This window comes from Capnocytophaga sp. oral taxon 332 str. F0381, assembly GCF_000318275.2.
Lineage (GTDB): Bacteria > Bacteroidota > Bacteroidia > Flavobacteriales > Flavobacteriaceae > Capnocytophaga > Capnocytophaga bilenii.
Window position 1 is genome coordinate 78,044 of the sequence record NZ_KB291330.1, and the last position, 17,269, is coordinate 95,312.

Annotated in this window: 18 protein-coding genes; 4 read left to right on the forward strand and 14 right to left on the reverse strand. The window is 41.8% G+C overall.

What is annotated here, in order from left to right; all coding sequences use genetic code 11:
• The first annotated feature begins 1 nt into the window (after nt 1).
• The 4 genes from HMPREF9075_RS09055 to HMPREF9075_RS09070 are packed head-to-tail and all read left to right on the forward strand — an operon-like array spanning nt 2 to nt 3,001.
• Nucleotides 2-958, forward strand: coding sequence for a bile acid:sodium symporter (locus tag HMPREF9075_RS09055; RefSeq protein WP_009416248.1), 957 nt, complete (start codon nt 2-4; stop codon nt 956-958).
• A gap of 34 nt (nt 959-992) precedes the next feature.
• Nucleotides 993-1,676 carry a DNA repair protein RadC gene (radC, locus tag HMPREF9075_RS09060; protein ID WP_009416249.1) on the forward strand — a complete coding sequence of 228 codons (684 nt, stop codon included), beginning with the start codon at nt 993-995 and terminating at the stop codon, nt 1,674-1,676.
• A 12-nt stretch (nt 1,677-1,688) separates the two neighbouring features.
• Nucleotides 1,689-2,447 carry a threonine/serine exporter ThrE family protein gene (locus HMPREF9075_RS09065; protein ID WP_009416250.1) on the forward strand — a complete coding sequence of 253 codons (759 nt, stop codon included), beginning with the start codon at nt 1,689-1,691 and terminating at the stop codon, nt 2,445-2,447.
• On the forward strand, nt 2,444-3,001 hold the full coding sequence (locus tag HMPREF9075_RS09070; RefSeq protein WP_009416251.1) for a threonine/serine exporter family protein: 558 nt from the start codon (nt 2,444-2,446) through the stop codon (nt 2,999-3,001). The genes HMPREF9075_RS09065 and HMPREF9075_RS09070 overlap by 4 nt, the downstream gene beginning before the upstream one ends.
• On the opposite strand, the gene HMPREF9075_RS09075 is transcribed toward HMPREF9075_RS09070, so the two are convergent.
• The 14 genes from HMPREF9075_RS09075 to HMPREF9075_RS09140 all read right to left on the reverse strand — a co-directional run bounded on the left by HMPREF9075_RS09075 (nt 2,998) and on the right by HMPREF9075_RS09140 (nt 17,003).
• Nucleotides 2,998-4,056, reverse strand: a complete 1,059-nt coding sequence (locus HMPREF9075_RS09075; protein WP_009416252.1) for an FAD-binding oxidoreductase — start codon at nt 4,054-4,056, stop codon at nt 2,998-3,000. The two genes, HMPREF9075_RS09070 and HMPREF9075_RS09075, sit on opposite strands and share 4 nt — an antisense overlap.
• A 1-nt stretch (nt 4,057) precedes the next feature.
• Nucleotides 4,058-5,113, reverse strand: coding sequence for a bifunctional diaminohydroxyphosphoribosylaminopyrimidine deaminase/5-amino-6-(5-phosphoribosylamino)uracil reductase RibD (ribD, locus tag HMPREF9075_RS09080; RefSeq protein ID WP_009416253.1), 1,056 nt, complete (start codon nt 5,111-5,113; stop codon nt 4,058-4,060).
• A gap of 2 nt (nt 5,114-5,115) precedes the next feature.
• Entirely contained in the window at nt 5,116-6,075 is a 960-nt protein-coding gene (locus tag HMPREF9075_RS09085; RefSeq protein ID WP_009416254.1) for a ribonucleotide-diphosphate reductase subunit beta, read from the reverse strand.
• Nucleotides 6,076-6,196: 121 nt separating this feature from the next.
• A complete protein-coding gene (locus tag HMPREF9075_RS09090; protein ID WP_157049245.1) occupies nt 6,197-6,409 on the reverse strand; it encodes a hypothetical protein in 213 nt (70 codons plus the stop codon).
• A gap of 66 nt (nt 6,410-6,475) precedes the next feature.
• A complete protein-coding gene (locus tag HMPREF9075_RS09095; protein WP_009416256.1) occupies nt 6,476-7,684 on the reverse strand; it encodes a glycoside hydrolase family 57 protein in 1,209 nt (402 codons plus the stop codon).
• Nucleotides 7,681-8,985, reverse strand: a complete 1,305-nt coding sequence (locus tag HMPREF9075_RS09100) for a glycosyltransferase family 4 protein (protein ID WP_009416257.1) — start codon at nt 8,983-8,985, stop codon at nt 7,681-7,683. The genes HMPREF9075_RS09095 and HMPREF9075_RS09100 overlap by 4 nt, the downstream gene beginning before the upstream one ends.
• 34 nt (nt 8,986-9,019) lie before the next feature.
• On the reverse strand, nt 9,020-10,975 hold the full coding sequence (locus tag HMPREF9075_RS09105) for a glycogen debranching enzyme N-terminal domain-containing protein (RefSeq protein WP_009416258.1): 1,956 nt from the start codon (nt 10,973-10,975) through the stop codon (nt 9,020-9,022).
• 87 nt (nt 10,976-11,062) lie between these two features.
• Nucleotides 11,063-13,027 (reverse strand): alpha amylase C-terminal domain-containing protein, encoded by a 1,965-nt coding sequence (locus HMPREF9075_RS09110; RefSeq protein ID WP_009416260.1) that lies wholly within the window; start codon nt 13,025-13,027, stop codon nt 11,063-11,065.
• 276 nt (nt 13,028-13,303) lie between these two features.
• Nucleotides 13,304-13,966 (reverse strand): carbonic anhydrase, encoded by a 663-nt coding sequence (locus HMPREF9075_RS09115; RefSeq protein ID WP_009416261.1) that lies wholly within the window; start codon nt 13,964-13,966, stop codon nt 13,304-13,306.
• 35 nt (nt 13,967-14,001) lie between these two features.
• Complete coding sequence (locus HMPREF9075_RS09120; protein WP_009416262.1) at nt 14,002-14,982, reverse strand: cation diffusion facilitator family transporter; 981 nt, start codon at nt 14,980-14,982, stop codon at nt 14,002-14,004.
• A 137-nt stretch (nt 14,983-15,119) separates the two neighbouring features.
• A complete protein-coding gene (locus tag HMPREF9075_RS09125) occupies nt 15,120-15,563 on the reverse strand; it encodes a hypothetical protein (RefSeq protein ID WP_009416263.1) in 444 nt (147 codons plus the stop codon).
• Nucleotides 15,560-16,075, reverse strand: coding sequence for a glycoside hydrolase family 73 protein (locus HMPREF9075_RS09130; protein WP_009416264.1), 516 nt, complete (start codon nt 16,073-16,075; stop codon nt 15,560-15,562). The genes HMPREF9075_RS09125 and HMPREF9075_RS09130 overlap by 4 nt, the downstream gene beginning before the upstream one ends.
• A complete protein-coding gene (locus HMPREF9075_RS09135) occupies nt 16,075-16,341 on the reverse strand; it encodes a hypothetical protein (protein ID WP_009416265.1) in 267 nt (88 codons plus the stop codon). The genes HMPREF9075_RS09130 and HMPREF9075_RS09135 overlap by 1 nt, the downstream gene beginning before the upstream one ends.
• A gap of 98 nt (nt 16,342-16,439) precedes the next feature.
• Nucleotides 16,440-17,003: a hypothetical protein gene (locus HMPREF9075_RS09140; protein WP_009416266.1), complete on the reverse strand. Its 564-nt coding sequence runs from the start codon at nt 17,001-17,003 to the stop codon at nt 16,440-16,442.
• Nucleotides 17,004-17,269: the final 266 nt, after the last annotated feature.

Genomic DNA, 17,269 nt, shown 5'->3' on the forward strand with positions numbered 1-17,269 from the left:
TATGAAAAATGCTTTTTTGTGGCTTTTGCTACTGATGGTTTTTTTGGGTTGGCTTATCCCTTATCGTGAGGATTACAATGCTTATTTTGATTTGGGGGCTTTTATAGACTGGGGGATAGTGATTATCTTTTTGCTGTATGGGCTTAAACTGAACCTTACTGATGTACTAAAGGATATTAGAAATTGGCGCTTACACGTATTGGTACAGGTGGCTACTTTTGTGATATTTCCTTTGTTGGTATTACCATTTTACAAGTTGGCTGAAGGTAGTGGTTTATATGTGTTATGGCTTTCGGTTTATTTTTTGGCTTGCTTGCCTTCTACGGTATCGTCTTCGGTGGTGATGGTTTCGATAGCGCGTGGTAATGTGCCTTCGGCAATTTTTAATGCTTCGGTTTCGGGACTTATTGGTATTTTGGCTACGCCTTTGCTGATGCGTCCTTTTTTGGAGAGTGGTAGTGGTAATGAGGTTGACCAGATGGAGATTGTACAGCAGCTACTACTAAAGGTGCTTTTGCCTATAGTGCTTGGGCTGCTGTTAAACCCTCTTTGCAAAAAACTTATTGCTAAATATGGAAAGCTCATTGGCAAATTTGATAGGCTTATTATTTTGCTGATTGTGTATGAGAGTTTTTCGTTAGCCTTTGTGAATAAGGTATTTAGTAGTGTGCCTTTGGTAATGTTTGTTGTGATAGCTGTAGCTGTGGTAGGACTTTTCTTTATTGTGTATTACTTGCTACAGTGGGTTTGTGCAAAACTGAGCTTTAATCGTGAGGATACAATTACTACTACTTTCTGTGGTTCTAAGAAATCACTGGTACACGGTAGCTTGTTTATGATGGTGCTGGGTGTGCCTGATGACAATAAGGTATTGTTTTTGCTGCCTATAATGCTTTACCATAGCTTTCAGCTGTTTTATGTTAGCTTTTTAGCAAATAAGCTGGGAACAAGAGTGTAATTGATAACTATTTAACCACTAAAAACTGAAAATTATGAATATTAAAGATTGGGCTGATGATGATAAGCCTCGTGAGAAGCTAATGGTACGTGGCAAAGGGGCTCTTAGTGATGCGGAGCTTTTGGCAATATTGCTAGGCTCGGGTACCACTAATGAGAGTGCGGTGGCACTGAGTAGGCGTATATTGGCTTCGGTAGATAATCGTTTGACGTTGTTGGGAAAGCAATCTCTACAACAATTGCAGCAGTTTAAAGGTATTGGTCAGGCAAAGGCGATTACTATTCTGGCAGCTGCTGAATTGGGTAGGCGTTGTAGTGCTGAAAGTCCTGAGCCTTTGCCTAAAATAGGGAGTTCTTCGGCTGTATTTAGGCTGATGCAACCTCTAATAGGGGATTTGCCTCACGAGGAGTTTTGGGTGCTTTATATGAATAGTGCGAATAGGGTGGTTCATAAGGTATCACTTTTTAAAGGTGGAATTGATGAAACTATTGTAGATATACGTTTGCTTTTTAAGATTGCATTGGAATGGTGTGCTGTGCAGATAATATTGGTACATAATCACCCTTCGGGCAATACAACCCCCAGCCGACAGGACTTTGAACTTACTGAAAAGGTGGGAAAAGCGGGTAAAACACTTGATGTGAAACTTACAGACCACGTAATTATTACCGAAAAGGATTACTATAGCTTTATGGATAGTGGTGTTATTGTTTATTAAAAAGAAATTACAATGAGAGATATTGTACGTGCAGCTAAATTATTTGCTGAGATTAATGAATTATTGATATCTAGTGGTGCTAACACACGGCGTGTGGAGCGCAATGTAGAGCGTATATCAAATGCTTTGAACTATCATTGTGAGAATTTTTATTCGCATTCGGCTATCGTACTCACCGTTACAGATAAGGCTACTAAAGAAAAGGAAACTATAGTGCGTACTATATCGCATCACGGGGTGAATTTTAGTGCTATTTCGGATATTAGTATTCTTTCGTGGGAGACTATAGAAAAGGGATTGCCCATTGAGGAAATAGAGGAGCAAGTAGAGACTATTAAAGCTAAACCGCACTATAATCGTTATTTGATGTGGTTTTTTGTGTCGGTAGCCGGTGGAGCGCTTGCTTATGTATTTGGTCAGCAGCAAGCGAGCTATAGTGAGTTTGCGCTTTCGTTTATAGCTACTTTAGTAGGGCTATGGGGGCGATACTTACTGCAACTTAAGAAATTTAATGTGTATATATGCTGGGCGTGGGCTGCTTTTGTGTCGGTATCAGTAATTAGTGTGTTTAAGCATTTAGGGGTAGAAACGTATCATAATGCATTGGCAGCTTGTGTGTTGTGGTTGGTGCCTGGTGTGCCGCTTATCAATGGTTTTATAGATTTGCTTTCGGGAATTGTAGTATCGGGACTGGCTAAACTTACGCACGCTGCGATGCTGGTATTTATGATTTCGGTAGGTTTTTATTTAGCATTACATTTGTGGTTATGAATTTTCTTGATGTATTTATAGGTTTATCGGAGCGTATTTTTTGGTCGATGTGGATATCTATAGGCTTTGCGCTTTTGTTTAACACACCGCGCCGTGCTCTTTGGATTACGGGGGTATTAGGTGGTGTAGGCTGGGGGATAAAGTTTGTACTTTTGGCAACGCTTATGCCCGAACAGATTGTTACTACTTCTTTTTTAGGGGCTTGTGCAGTGGGCTTGCTTGCTGTGTACTTTGCTCATAGGGTGCATACCCCCCCTATTGTATTTACCATCCCTGCGGTTATCAATATGATACCTGGTAAATATGGCTACGAGTTTATGATGAATACTATCAAAATAGTTACAATAAAGACTCCGCAGGAAGAAACCCTTACCCTTATCTATGAAACGATAAAATTGGGCTTGCAAACAGGCTTTATAACGATGTGTTTGGCTTTTGGGGTAATTACTCCACTACTGCTATTCAATACTTATTCGGTAAAAGGAAAGGATTTGAATGCTTTTATCAAGAAGAGATTGCTGAATAAGAACAAGGGCAAAAACAATAGCCATTAGAGGTATTTTTTTAGTCGTTTGGTAAATCTATTTACATTCATTTCTTGGAGAATATCAATCTTTTGGAACATTGCATTATATAGAACTTGGGCACATAAGGGGGCGTTGAGTACTCCGCGTGTGCCTAAGCCATTTAATATCCATAGCGGGGTGTGTATTGGGTGCTGCCCCACCAAGGGACGCCTATCAGCTACCGTAGGGCGTATGCCTGCCTGATGACTAACGATTTCATAATCGCAGCATATCATCTTTTCTAGTTTCTCAATAAGAGCCGTACGACCCGCTTCGGTTATACATTCTGTAAGGTCTTCGGGGTCGTAGGTTGCCCCAACAGTATAAAGGTCGTTACCCAGCGGAATGATAACCCCATCGCTTTTTAGGATATTATTGAGCTTCAAATCAGGTGCGGAAAAAGTAAGCGTTTCACCTTTGCAAGGGCGCATAGGCACATTTTTAAAGTAAGGATTATTAGCAACACCACAGCCTTCGCAAAACACTATATTGCGAGCTTCTACACCTTTATAAACTACATATTCTTCGCAAATTTGCAATAGTTCATAATCAAATGTTTGCTCGTAATATATCCCTTGTTTTTGCCATTGAGCGAGTGCGTTATCAAGATATAGTTTTATATCCAATCTTCCCGTATGTAGTACCTCGCCAAGTCCAAAAGGAGCTGGTATTGCACTATTCCCCGATGACAATATACACCCTCCTAAATAGTGCTGTAGTACAAGATTATCGGCAGCGGCAAACCAATTGTTTTGTTCTTCTACCGAAGCAAATTTGCGCCATACAGGCAATGCTTTTCTGAACGATAAGCCAGCAGCTTTTTCTGCTTCCGTATAAAAACTGTCGGCTACCAAACTCACCTCATCGGCGCGCCATATGGGGGTAAAGCGCTTCAGCACCACAGGGTTATATACCCCTCCTGCAATTCTACTCGTAGGCTGAGAGTGGTCGGAAATCACACAAAAAGTTTTTTTGTTTTTCTCAAGAAAATGACCCAAAGTAACCCCTGCTAATCCAGCCCCAATGATAATACAATCGTACATTTTACCCTCTTTGTTTGTTGTTTTTATAAATCTGATAATAACTTGTAGCCCCCTCTTTTTTTATGCCTTCCGAAAAATAAGGAGCTTTTACCCCCTCTTTAAGCACAGTTTTGCCCGTAGCTATATAAGCCTCATCCCATAGTCCGTTTTTAATAAACTCCTGCAAGGTATAGCTGCCCCCCTCTACTATCAAACTTTGTATCTGTTTTTGGTAGAGCACCTTGCACAGCTGCGGTAAAACATCTGCCGAGAAATCTATCAAAGCTACTTCGGTATTTTTAAGCTCTTTTTCAGCTATAAAAGTACAATGTTGTTTGTCAGCCAAAAACAATGTAGGTTGTAAGTCATTCCATACCTTGAAGTTTTTAGGGCTACGCAAGTAAGGGTCTATAATCACGCGCAACGGATTATGCCCATACCACTCACGAGTGTCCAATGAAGGATTATCAGCAATCACCGTATTCACCCCCACCAAGATAGCCTGTTCGCGACTGCGCATCAGGTGAGCGTATTGTCGTGCTTCAGCGCAGCTAATCCAATGAGGAGCAACTTCATCTTTCTGAGCAGGCGCTATAAAGCCATCACTACTCTGTGCCCATTTCAAAAATATATAAGGGCGTTGCTTGTTGTGATAGGTAAAAAAGCGCTTATTTAGTTCCAAGCATTCTGCTTCACATACACCTACAGTTACAGCTATCCCTGCCGCCCGCAATTGGTCAATACCCTTGCCCGCAACAGCCGCAAAAGGATCAGTAGTACCAATCACCACACGTCCAATGCGATGCTTAATGATAAGCTCCGTACAAGGCGGCGTTTTTCCGTAGTGGCAACAAGGCTCTAAATTCACATATAGCGTACTATAAGGCAGCAAGTTTTTTTCTTTTACCGAAGCTATGGCGCGCACCTCAGCGTGTCCCTCGCCAGAGCGCTGATGCCATCCCTCGCCTATAATCCTACCCTCATAAACAACAACACTACCTACCAAAGGGTTGGGGTAGGTAGTGCCTAAACCATTATATGCTAATTCAATACATCTATTTATAAAAGCTTCATCCATAATTAGAAAAGATCATTTTCGCTGATGCTCTTATCGTGTTTAGTATAAGCTGTAGGTCGTTTTGCAAAAAAATCATCCAGTTCATTACTAAAAACCTCCTCTTCAAACCAAAGCATCGGTTTAGCCTCATCAGCACTGATGTTAAAAGGCTTGCCCAATCCCAACTGGGTAAGCGAATCATCTAAGCGGTAACGCATATAGTTTGACAAGTCCTTTTTGCTAAAGAAATCCAACTCCCCTTGTTCAAAAATCCAATCAAGCATCTTATCTTCCAACAAAATGTAGTTCCTGATAAACTCTGTAGCATCTTTTTCTGCCTTAGCCTTCATTTCTGGCTTTTCTTCAAAAATCTTTTTCAGTATATAAATACCCGCATTAGCGTGAAGTTGCTCATCTATCGATGTCCAAGCAATAATATTCGCCACATTCTTCAAATACCCCTTGAAACGCGTAAATGACAATATAGTAGCAAACTGACTAAAAAGAGATGCATTTTCTATGATAAGCGTAAAGAATAAAATACGCTCCATAGCATTCTCGCGGTTTTTAGCAAGATACTCCTTCAGCACCCCACTGCGTTCTTTAAATACAGGCACTTCTAATAAGTTCTCAAACTCATTGTTGTAGCCCAATACCTCCAACAAGCGCGCATAAGCCTCGCTATGGCGAAATTCACATTCAGCAAAAGTAGCCCCCAAACCATTAAATTCAGGCTTAGGAAACAAATCGTAAAGATCACCCCAAAATGTCTTTACCGATACCTCTACCTGAGCAATACCCAATAAAGCTCGCTTTACCGCTTCCTGCTCACTAAAACTAAGATTTGACTTAAAGTCCTGAATGTCGGCAGTGAATTCCACCTCCGAGTGCACCCAAAACGACTGGTGCATAGCGTTTACAAACTCCATAACCTCTGGATATTCAAAGGGTTTGTAGTTCTCTCGCTTATCAAAAATACCCATAGTAATTATTATTTTTTTGTTTTTTTTGAGGTGCAAAGATAAGAAAGTATTACCAAAAAAGTACTGCTAACGAAAAGAAAAATCGTTAGCAGTCCCTTTTTTTAATCCTTCCTACTTGATATTAAGGCAAATAGATCTGATTGTTCATTAGCTCCTCTTCATCCTTACTATGAGGCTGCTTCTTTTCCATTGTTTTCGCATACAGAAACTCCTCACTGCTCAAGTGAGTCTTATTTCTCTCTGTCGCATTACTATGGGTGCCCACAGTTCTACCCACTCCAGACATTTCCCCCACATCATCCAAGACAATCTCCTCACGGAGATTCTCTTTCACAAGTTTTTGATTCTCTAATTTCATTTTGTCTGTTTTTTTTAATTATTAAATACGTTATTAAGTTCCTTATTTCGAGGCTTCCTTATAATGCTTTACCCTATCAATAAAATCGCTCAATACGTTCATATAATTGATAAAAGCCTCATAAGGAGAGTCATACGGAAGTACATACTTATGGTAATCAGCCCCCGAAAATAGTTTCGTACGCATAAAGTAAAAATGTTCACTTGCTTGCAACCTACTATAATCGTCTATCAAGTCCGCATCCTTCAATTTCCTCACCAAAGGCTGAACTTTAAAAAGCTCGCTGAAAGCCTCTTTTTGCAATTCGTTACCCATCCACGAAGTAATATCACGCTCCTCATCAGTCCACGATATAGGGTAAGGAACAGGCAAAATATCTTTCGCAGGATATTTCTTCGCTACCTCTTTAGGTAATAAAAACTGATAATTAGCACTATCTTCCATTATATGCGCTATAAAATAACGCAAAAATTCAAATATACCACTCTCTTTGCGTTGGTAATGCCCTATTACCTCGTAGTTCATAAACAAGTTCAGCACATCAGTCTCCTTCAAGCTCTCCGATACCCAATGTGCATATTTCTCCGAAGTAAGAGGATATTCACTCCAATTTTTATCCGAAAAACGAATCGCTATATCATCACTCAATTTACTATTCTTAAGCAGCAAGCTCAAGCTGTCGTCTATTGCGTTTTTATATACAAAATTCGGACTCTTCCACCCAAGTACGTGTTTTGCACCATCAGTAAGCATAGTCTTAAAGCCCAATTTCGCCACACGCTCACCTATCTTATCCGAGTATATAAGCGATGTATTTCTGAAGGTAACAGGTTTCTTCCCAAAGAGTTGTTTTATAGCCGTAGCGTGGCGTTTTACTTGTTGTTCAAACTCATCAGTATCTTCCGATAATGAAGCCAATGAATGCGAATACGTCTCAGCCAAAAACTCTACATTACCCGTGTCTGCCAATTCCTTAAAGCTGCGCAACACCTCTGGCGTATGCATCTCAAATTGGTCTATTGCCGAGCCCGAAATCGAAAAAGCTACTTTAAACTTCCCTTCATATTTCTTTATCAGCTCTAGCAGCAACCCATTAGCTGGCAAATAACAATTCTCAGCAAGATCTTCAAGCTCAGAACGGTTCATATAGTTGTCAAAATAATTATGTTTCTTACCTATGTCAAAAAATTGATACTTTCTAAGGCGTTCAGGATGGTGAATTTGAAAATAAATGCAAATCGACTTTTTCATAGTTCTTCTTTTTGTGTGATTGATTGATAAATTTGTTTAAGTTTCAGTGAGGCTTTTTCCCATTTAAGTTCATTCACTTCGTTATAACCCTCACGTTGCATATGATTAGATAAGGCAGGGTAAGTCAGTACCCCATAAATAGCGTCAGCAAGCGCATCTATATCCCAATAATCCACTTTTATTGCGTGATCCAATACCTCCGCTACCCCCGATTGTTTCGATATAATAGTAGGAACCCCCGAGCGCATAGCCTCCAATGGCGATATCCCAAAAGGCTCCGATACCGATGGCATCACATACACATCGCTATATCTAAACATTCGTTGCACATCATTTCCGCGCAAAAAGCCCGTAAAGTGAAACCTCGTGCCCAAGCCCAATTGTGCCACACGGCGCACCAAAGGGTTCATCTTTTCACCGCTACCAGCCATCACAAAGCGCACATTAGGCACGCGTTTTAGTACTTTCGCAGCAGCTTCCACAAAATATTCAGGACCCTTTTGCAAGGTAATACGTCCCAAGAAAGTTACTATCTTATCCTTAATGCCGCGTTCCTCTTTTTCCTCTGTATCAGTCTTAAAGTCCACCGCATTGTGCACTGTTATCACCTTTTCAGGAGCAATGCCATATTTTTCTATTACTATATTACGAGTCCAGTTACTTACCGTTACCACCACATCGGCAGCCTCCATACCCCGCTTTTCAATGTCGTATACCAAAGTGTTGCGGTTATATTCCCCACCGCGGTCATATTCAGTAGCGTGCACGTGCACTATCAGCGGTTTGCCCGATAGCTGTTTAGCAATCATCCCTGCGCTATAAGTCAGCCAATCGTGAGCGTGAATCACATCAAAATCGTAATTCTTAGCCACAGTACCCGCCACCAAAGCATAGCGGTATACCTCTTCCATCAAGTTAGCACCGTATTTACCCGAAAACTGAAACTTGTTGTGGTACGATATGCGTTCCCTGTTTTCACCCGCTTTTAGGTAAGCATCACGCTCACGCGCAAAAGTCTCTGGGTCAAGATAAGGCACCAAGTTAGAGCCTATCTCCATAAAGTTGATATGTTTCCAAAAATCCTCAATCTTCTCGGTATTTTGTAGCATCTCCACATCACTCGCATTGATAATTTTCGCCGCGCTCGCATCTTCATCACCACTGGCTTTTGGCATTACAAATAGTACTTCTACATCATTTTTGGCAAGACCTTGGGCTATCCCCAAGCACGCCGTGCCAAGACCACCACTGATGTGTGGCGGAAACTCCCACCCAAACATTAATACTCTCACATTCTTCATATAATTAACAGTTTTAAACTATTACTAAAACTCCTTATTTTTCCCCTTTTGCTTTTTCCAATAGCCACTCGCAGCGCAATATTTCAGCCACATTCTTCGCCTTCGATATGCATCCCCGCGATTGGAAAGGTGGGTTACCATCGTAAATCGCCGAAATACAACTCACTCCGTGTGCGTTCAGCTCATCTTCAAAGTCCTCCAAAATAACATCAGCATCCGCTATATAAGCCTTGCCGTATAGTTTCAAGCTCGCCTCTATATAAAAACTAATAAGCCAAGGGTGTGCAGCACCATTAAAGGTAGCCTTATCTCGCGCAATCACATTGCCCACACTCTCGCTTTCATAACGCGGGTGGTTAGGCGACAAGCTGCGCAACCCACGTGGCGTAAGCAATTCCTGCTTAATGATAGTCAGTACCTTGTGTTGTCTCTTTTCGTTTAGGGGCGAATAGTCTAGCGCACAAGCAAATAATTGATTAGGGCGCACATCCGTATTTTGGTAAGTAAAGTTCGCATAGTCAGCAAGATAATCCTTGCCCTCTATCCAAAATACATTGTTAAAGCTATCAGCAATTTGTGCCCCTACGGTAGCCCATTCAGCCAAAAACGCCTTGTCTTTAGACGCTTCAGCCATTGCTACAGCATAACATACAGCGTTGTACCACAGCGCATTCACCTCCACTACATAACCATTGCGAGGCACAATAGCCCCGTAATTACCCTCAGCGTCAAACCAAGTTAGTGGGCGGGTAACATCATCTGTCCATAGCAAGCTATTGCTATCCATTCGCATCGTTTTGTGCGTACCCTTGCGGTAAGCCTCAAGTATAGCCTTTAGCACCTCACCGTATTCCTTCCACAATTGCTTTTTGTTCTTGCCAGCCTCTTTTTCGTATTGCTGCAAAGTCCAGAAAAACCAAAGTGAAGTATCCGCATCAAATACAGGATTGCTCACGTGCGTGCTGATTTGTCGTGCAAAAAGCCCATTGTAAAAATATTTAAGAGCCGAAGTAATAACCTCACTGAAAATCTTATCCGTTTTCCCCGATAGTGCAATCCCTGGTAAAGCTATAAAAGTATCGCGAGTATTAAATTTATACCAATGGTACCCCGCTTTGATGCGCGTTTCACCCGCTTTATTTACTAAAAACTGCGAAGCACTATATCGCAAGCACTCTTCTGCCGTGTTGCGCTCTTGGCGTTCTTTTTGGTATTTCTCAAAATCTTTCGCCAATTTGCTACTATCAGCCTCTTCCAAGCTTGCCGAAAACACGATGCTTTCACCTTTTTTCAAGCTCATTTCAAAGTAGCCTACGCTTAGCAAATCCTCTTGGTAGTCATAACCACGCTCTTTTTCTTTGGTGTAATAAACATTGTAATTCCAATACGCCTGATTTACAAAATCTACCTTTTTACTCGTCTGTAAGTATAAGTGCGGAAGTGCAGCGTATAGTTTTACGCGTACCCCACCTTTTATCGCTTCAGCTTCAGTATTTGCCGCATCGTTAGCTTTGCTTAGCGAATGTATTTCTCTAAATGCCAACAGCGGGTTCAATCGCAATTTAGTAGCCGAATGCGCCTCCAATAGAGTGTACCGAATCAATACCTGCGGAGCGTGGTGCATCATTAGTATTTCTTTCTTTAGCAATACGCCCCCCACTTGGTAGGTTACCGTAAAAGCCTTTTCGTATGAAATATCTACTATATATTTATGCCCTCGTGGCTCATACACACCTTCATATTTATGCACCCCAAAGTTAAACTCTCTCCCGTGTTGTATAATAGTCTCGTCCAATGACGAAAGCATTACATAATTCTCACCCATAAAATTCTCAAGTGGCACTACTAGTAGCCCGTGATATTTACGCGTGTTACAAAACACAAGAGTTGAGGAACAATAACCCCCACCCCTATTCGTACCCAAAAACTCCTTGTTCAGTGAGTATTCAAGGTTGATAAGCTGGTCTTTTTTAAATGATAAATAACTCATAAATAGATACTTTAGTTATTGGTTCGTTTATTACATCTTCATTATATCCGTTCTTATAAAAATACCCCCCACGGCGAAGTTTCTTTTTTACTCCTGCCATTTCAACACCATTCCTACGCGTGAGGGGATATATATTGATATGAGATTTTTCCCTTCTTTATATTGTGTGAAATGTTCTGTATTTTCTTCCAATCGGTTCAAACCACCATAAGTAGGGTTATCACTATTCAGGGCAATGGTATATTTCCCTGGGCGCACCTCAAATTGGTAGTCGCTATACGAGTTGCTACCGCTAAAGTTGAATACAAATAAGTACCCTCCTCGCTCAAAAGCCAATAGTTGCCGCTCAATATCTCGCACCAGCACCTGTGGCTCATAATTTAGCATCCCCGTTTTTCTTACCAAGTGTATCATCGCCTTGTCAAAAGCATTCAAGTGCTTAAATTTCAAGTCAGGATTATCTACAAGACTCCACAAGCGCCGTGCGTGGCTATAGCTCCAGCCGTTACCCTCGCGCGGAAAGTCTATCCACTCAGGGTGTCCCCATTCGTTGCCCATAAAGGTAAGGTAACCACCCCCACAAGTGCCTATCGTTACAAGGCGTATCATCTTGTGTAAGGCTATTGCCCGCTCTACGATAAGGCTCTGGTCAAACACCCCCATTCCAGTGTATATTTCCTTGTCCGTCAGCCTAAAAAAGATAGTTTTATCACCCACTAAGGCTTGGTCGTGGCTTTCCGCATAGCTAATAGTCTTCTCTTCAGCCCGCTTGTTAGTCAGTTCGTAGTAAATATCTCCCACGTGCCATTGTTCATCAGGCACCTCTTTTAGTAATTTTATCCAATAGTCAGGAATGCCCATACTCATTTTGTAGTCAAAGCCCATTCCTTTAGTTCTTATAGGCGATGCCAAACCCGGCATACCACTCATCTCTTCAGCTATTGTAATCGCTTTCGGATAAATCTCGTGTATCAGTTGGTTCGCAAGTGTCAAATACACTATGGCATCATCATCTTCGTTGCCGTCATAGTAAAAACTATAATTGGTAAAAGCCTTCCCCAGTCCGTGGTCGTAGTACAGCATACTCGTTACCCCGTCAAATCTAAAACCATCAAATTGGTATTCTTCTAGCCAATATTTGCAGTTTGATAGCAAAAAATTTAGTACTTGGGGTTTGCCGTAGTCAAAGCAGCGAGAGTCCCACGCAGGGTGATGTCCCCGTTCCCCACCGTGAAAGTACAAATAGTCCGTACCGTCAAATTTACTAAGCCCTTCAGCCTCGTTACTCACCGAGTGCGAGTGTACTAAATCAAGAATCACACAGATACCCAAGCCGTGAGCAGCATCTATCAGCTCCTTTAGTTCTTCAGGCGTACCAAATCGTGAGCTTACCGCAAAAAAGTTAGCCACTTGGTAGCCAAACGACCCGTAGTAGGGGTGTTCCTGTATCGCCATCAGCTGTATCGTATTGTATCCCAAAGCAGCAATGCGAGGCAACACATACAGCCTAAATTCTATAAATGTACTCACCCGTTGGTGTTCTGTGCTCATCCCTATGTGTGCTTCATATATTAGCGGATGTGCTTCAGGTATAGGGCGTTTATTCCGCCATTTGTAAGGGTAAGGCGGCAACCACACTTGCGCACTGAACACTTTTGTGTAATCATCTTGCACAGCACGAATAGTGTGTGAAGGAATACGCTCGGCAGCACCGCCGTCCCATTCCACTAACAGTTTGTACAATTGGTTGTGTTGTAACACCTCTTTAGCAAGGCGCAATTCCCAGTCTTGAGAATTAAGTTTTTTAAAAGCGTAGTGATTATTTTTTTGCCAGTCATTGCCGTCAGTCAGAAGGTAAATGGCAGTGGCATTAGGAGCCCATTCGCGCAACACCCATTCTCGCCCATCAAAATGCAACCCGTAGTACAAGTGCGAGTTGCAATTATCCGATAAGCACGCCGCATCTCCTTGCATTGTTTTCGCAACACTCTGGTAATGCGCATAGCGCCCGTCAATAATATGACGGTATGGGGTTAATAATGGGTCTTTCATAATCAGGTAATTTTGGGCTTAACGGAAAAGTCTACGTAAGTGGCTTTATGGTAAGTCAATTAAATTCGCCGTAAAATTAATATAATTTTTTGACATACACCAAACTTTTTTTCAAAAAAATATATTTAATTTTAACAATCCCTTATTTTTCAATGATTTCCAATATTAATTAGAAAGCAAGCAAATCAATAAATCCCCTATTTATTAATAAGACGATGAGCCAATTTCCACCAGCTCATCGTCTTATTTCATTATTTTAGTACAAAATCCCAACTTTTAAGACTTATATAACACCCATTCCTCGTCCGATAGGTTATATATCTTCTGTATTTTGCTCAAAATACCCTCAAAATCTATGTGCAAGTCCTTCAGTTCGCCTGTTTTTATATCAAATACCCAGCCGTGCACCCGCACCGAGCGGTTTGCTAAGTAACTTTCCTGCACCACTGCCATTTTTATGATGTTTACACACTGTTCTTGCACGTTTAGTTCCACTAAGCGCCGATAACGTTCCTCGTTATCTGCAATAGCGTCCAATTCCTCTTGGTGTAGTCTATACACGTCTCGTATTGTCCGAAGCCAAGGGTTCAGCAGCCCGTAGTCTTTAGCCTGCATCGCCGCTTTCACACCTCCGCAATCATAGTGCCCACACACCACTATATGTTTCACCTTCAGGTGCAGCACCGCGTATTGTATCACGGCAGTCGAGTTCATATCCAACCCATTTATCACGTTCCCCACGTTGCGATGCACAAAAGCATCACCAGGTTCCAAGCCCATCAACTCTTCCGCTGCCACCCTACTGTCGGAGCAACCTATGTATAAATAGTCAGGATTGTGAGTGCGCGCCAATTTTTCAAAAAAATGAGGGTCTTCAGCCTTACGCCTGCGTATCCATTCCCGATTGTTCTCAAATATTTTGTTATATGAAGAGGTCATAATTTTATAGTATTAAATTTTTCATTTTTTATTTGTCATTCACACTTTTCTTCCTCACAATGGCAGTCAGGAGCATCTATTTCAAGTGTCGTATGCGCTATGTGCAATTCCAACAATCTATGCTTCAGTTCGTGTTTTATTTCCATAAAAGCACGCGTATTCACACACTCTTTCAGTACGATATGAGCCGTCAAAGCATTCTTGTCACTACTCAAAGCCCAAATGTGAATGTGATGCACCGCCTGCACCATAGGGTGCGACTCTAGGCAGCGTTTTATCTCCTCACTATCAATCCCCGAAGGCACCCCGTCCAAAATCAACTTCATACTCTCTTTTAGCAAACCCCAAGTAGATACCAAAATCACGATTGCCACTATAAAGCTACTGATAGGGTCTGCAATATGCCAACCCGTAAAATACACTATTGCCCCCGATACGATCACACCCACCGATACCAAAGCATCTACCATCAAATGCAAAAAAGCCCCTTTGATGTTGATATCATTATGCTGACCCTTGTAAAATAGAAATGCCGAAGCCGCATTTATTATCACCCCTATAAAAGCAGTAATCATAATCGCACTACCCACCATTTCTGGCGGATTTGCCAGCCGCTCACAAGCCTCAATACATATTCTTACTACGATATACATCAGCAGCAGCGCATTGATGAGCGAAGCAAGTATTGACGATTTTTTATAGCCATAAGTATAAAGCTGAGTAGCAGCCTTTTGCGACAGCTTCATTCCTATAAGCGAAATAAACAAACTCGCCACATCACTCAAGTTATGGGTAGCATCCGAAAGCAATGCCAGCGAGTTTATTCTATACCCCACCGCATATTCTATAAAAGTATACAATAAGTTAAGTCCAATACCTATGTAAAAAGCCCGATTCAAACTCTCAAAATCAACCACGTGATGATGGTGATGCCCGTGTTCGTGCTCGTGGTGATGCTCGTGCTCGTGATGATGATGTTCACAACAACATTCTTCTTTATGCGCCTCCATTTTCATAATAGTTTATAAGTTATCATTAATGTAATTCAATAGTCAAAAAAATTGTACAATAGGGCTAACCTTACAACAAGGCAGTTGTTCAGCAACCCACCGCAAAAGTACTTAAAAAAATACAAATAATCACACTCGCAACACTACTTTTTTTTAATCATAATAAATAGAGCAACCGCCACTAACGCCAGCCACCAGCCCTGTCGCTTCCACCAGCCGCCCCCTGTAGCAGACTTTTGCTGATGTTTATAAGCCACCCGATGAGCTTTCCCAAAAAGTCGTTGCCCACTTTCTTTTTCAGCAACTTGCCTCTGTAGTGCCCTGTAGTTTTGCAAATTCCGCTCACGCCTAATCTTTAGACCACGTTTTTTAGTGCCATCGTCCCAAGCCGACAGCTCCACCCACACTTCATCTATTTCGCGCCCTATAGCCTCCACCTCCTGCAGTTGTGTTTTTAGCCCACCCCACGACATACTGTCTACTAACGTTTGTGCTTCAGCCGTTACAGCCATTTGTTGCACCTCCTTTTTAGCCCTGCACGATAGCAGCGCCAACAAGCCCATCAATAAAATACCCCTTTTCATCATTGTTTTTCATCAATTATAGCAATTCTCTTTTTAAGCACCTCAGCGTAATGAGGGTCAGTAGCATAGCCCGCTGCCGCAATCGCATCAGCAAATTTGTATGGGTCGTCCCTTACCAAAAGTGCTTGGGCATAACGTTTATAGCGAAAGAAAAACATAGCGTGGTCTGTAAAACACTCCTCCGCCGACTTATATTTTCTAAACCAATCCTTTACCGTACAATTGTATTTCCCATCGCCGCGCCTCCGTACACTTATGATTTCAGGAAAATCACCCATACGAGGAGGCACAGACAACACCTCAGTAGTAACCAGCAGCTGCCGAAGCTCCTCTTGGCAATTTCTGTCAGCTTTTATACCAAAAAACATATTATTAGGAGCGTGCAATCCCCATCCACTTTCCAATGACGCCTGTCCCAAGGTAAAAAGATGCGAAATCCCCGTTTTTTGCTCCGTCTCCAGCGCGAAATCCTTATATTTAGCAACAAATTCCCGTTCTATCAATCTCATAATCATTAGTTTTTCTGATTCATCAATCCCCTAATCACCCTTTCAAGCTCTTTGATGCGTTCGTTAGCCTCATTCAGGTCAGCAATAGCTTTAGCATATTTAGCCGAAAGGTCTTCTATCATTTCCCGATAAATATGGATAGCCTTATCCACATTATCCAATTCACTACCCTGCAATTCCAATCGTTGTTTAGGTCTGCCAAAAAGCCAACCAGCCAATCCCGATAGTACAAGCCCCACAAACGACAGCAGATGTTCTTTTAGTAATTCCATATAAGTTCCTCAGTTTTTAGTGGTTCGTAATTAATAAGTTAGTCTTCAGCCGCCAACAAGCAACTCTATGCCAACGACTGAAGACTAATGAACAACGACTAAAGAGTTACTTCCTTAGTAGACACATTACCAGGGCGGTCAGTAGCCGTTACCGTTATTTTGGTACCCGAAAGCGTACTGTTAGCGCTCGAAGTAGTGTACACCCATTGTCCTTCTTTTTGGGTAGCAGCCCCTTCTTCTATTAAGGCATCATTACTTCCCGTAATTTTCACCTTCACGCTCACCACTTTCATAAAGTCGTGCACCATTACAACGATTTTCTCGTCCGAGCCCGCACCCTTATAAGCCGAAGTGTCAATGCTGTCAATAACAGGAGCGCTCAAAAAGTCAGCCAAAGCCATATTGCGAGCACTTACCCCCGTACGTTTTGCCGCCTCTTCCGAGTAGAACTTCTTAAGCGAGCTATTTTCCATAGCAGTTTTAGCGTAGAGCGCCCCTTTGGCAAATTTGTCGTGATGATTTTTTTGTTTTTCAGTGAACCCACTTTTTCTGTTAGGGTATTTGGCAACGATAGTTCTGCCATTCACTTGCCTGAATACAAGCAATTTAGCTACTTGTCCGCTCAAGCCAGCGATTACGATGTTGTTTTTACTTTCTGCCATTTTTTTAAGTTTTAAAAGTTACACAATATTTTCTTTTTTGTAAAACCCAATCTTTTTTTTCCACTGATCAATGTTCTTGTTTTTGTTTTACGCTGCAAAGGTGCGGCGAAAATTCAAGCCCCGCAAAAAGTTGTTCCACCCTGTTACAACCCTGTTCCACTATGCTACAACCCTGTCCAAAAAACACAAAAAAAAGAGACCACCCGAAGGCAATCTCTTTCTTATATTACAATACACCACACACTTTGGCAAACTTTCAGAGTTTG

Coding starts and splice junctions, on each gene's coding strand:
- HMPREF9075_RS09070 (WP_009416251.1), top strand. CDS start 2,444: ATGAATTTTCTTGATGTATTTATAGGTTTATCGGAGCGTATTTTTTGG.
- HMPREF9075_RS09075 (WP_009416252.1), bottom strand. CDS start 4,056: ATGTACGATTGTATTATCATTGGGGCTGGATTAGCAGGGGTTACTTTG.
- HMPREF9075_RS09055 (WP_009416248.1), top strand. CDS start 2: ATGAAAAATGCTTTTTTGTGGCTTTTGCTACTGATGGTTTTTTTGGGT.
- ribD (WP_009416253.1), bottom strand. CDS start 5,113: ATGGATGAAGCTTTTATAAATAGATGTATTGAATTAGCATATAATGGT.
- HMPREF9075_RS09135 (WP_009416265.1), bottom strand. CDS start 16,341: ATGGAATTACTAAAAGAACATCTGCTGTCGTTTGTGGGGCTTGTACTA.
- HMPREF9075_RS09125 (WP_009416263.1), bottom strand. CDS start 15,563: ATGATGAAAAGGGGTATTTTATTGATGGGCTTGTTGGCGCTGCTATCG.
- HMPREF9075_RS09115 (WP_009416261.1), bottom strand. CDS start 13,966: ATGACCTCTTCATATAACAAAATATTTGAGAACAATCGGGAATGGATA.
- HMPREF9075_RS09140 (WP_009416266.1), bottom strand. CDS start 17,003: ATGGCAGAAAGTAAAAACAACATCGTAATCGCTGGCTTGAGCGGACAA.
- HMPREF9075_RS09085 (WP_009416254.1), bottom strand. CDS start 6,075: ATGGGTATTTTTGATAAGCGAGAGAACTACAAACCCTTTGAATATCCA.
- HMPREF9075_RS09110 (WP_009416260.1), bottom strand. CDS start 13,027: ATGAAAGACCCATTATTAACCCCATACCGTCATATTATTGACGGGCGC.
- HMPREF9075_RS09100 (WP_009416257.1), bottom strand. CDS start 8,985: ATGAAGAATGTGAGAGTATTAATGTTTGGGTGGGAGTTTCCGCCACAC.
- HMPREF9075_RS09130 (WP_009416264.1), bottom strand. CDS start 16,075: ATGATTATGAGATTGATAGAACGGGAATTTGTTGCTAAATATAAGGAT.
- HMPREF9075_RS09105 (WP_009416258.1), bottom strand. CDS start 10,975: ATGAGTTATTTATCATTTAAAAAAGACCAGCTTATCAACCTTGAATAC.
- HMPREF9075_RS09065 (WP_009416250.1), top strand. CDS start 1,689: ATGAGAGATATTGTACGTGCAGCTAAATTATTTGCTGAGATTAATGAA.
- radC (WP_009416249.1), top strand. CDS start 993: ATGAATATTAAAGATTGGGCTGATGATGATAAGCCTCGTGAGAAGCTA.
- HMPREF9075_RS09095 (WP_009416256.1), bottom strand. CDS start 7,684: ATGAAAAAGTCGATTTGCATTTATTTTCAAATTCACCATCCTGAACGC.
- HMPREF9075_RS09120 (WP_009416262.1), bottom strand. CDS start 14,982: ATGAAAATGGAGGCGCATAAAGAAGAATGTTGTTGTGAACATCATCAT.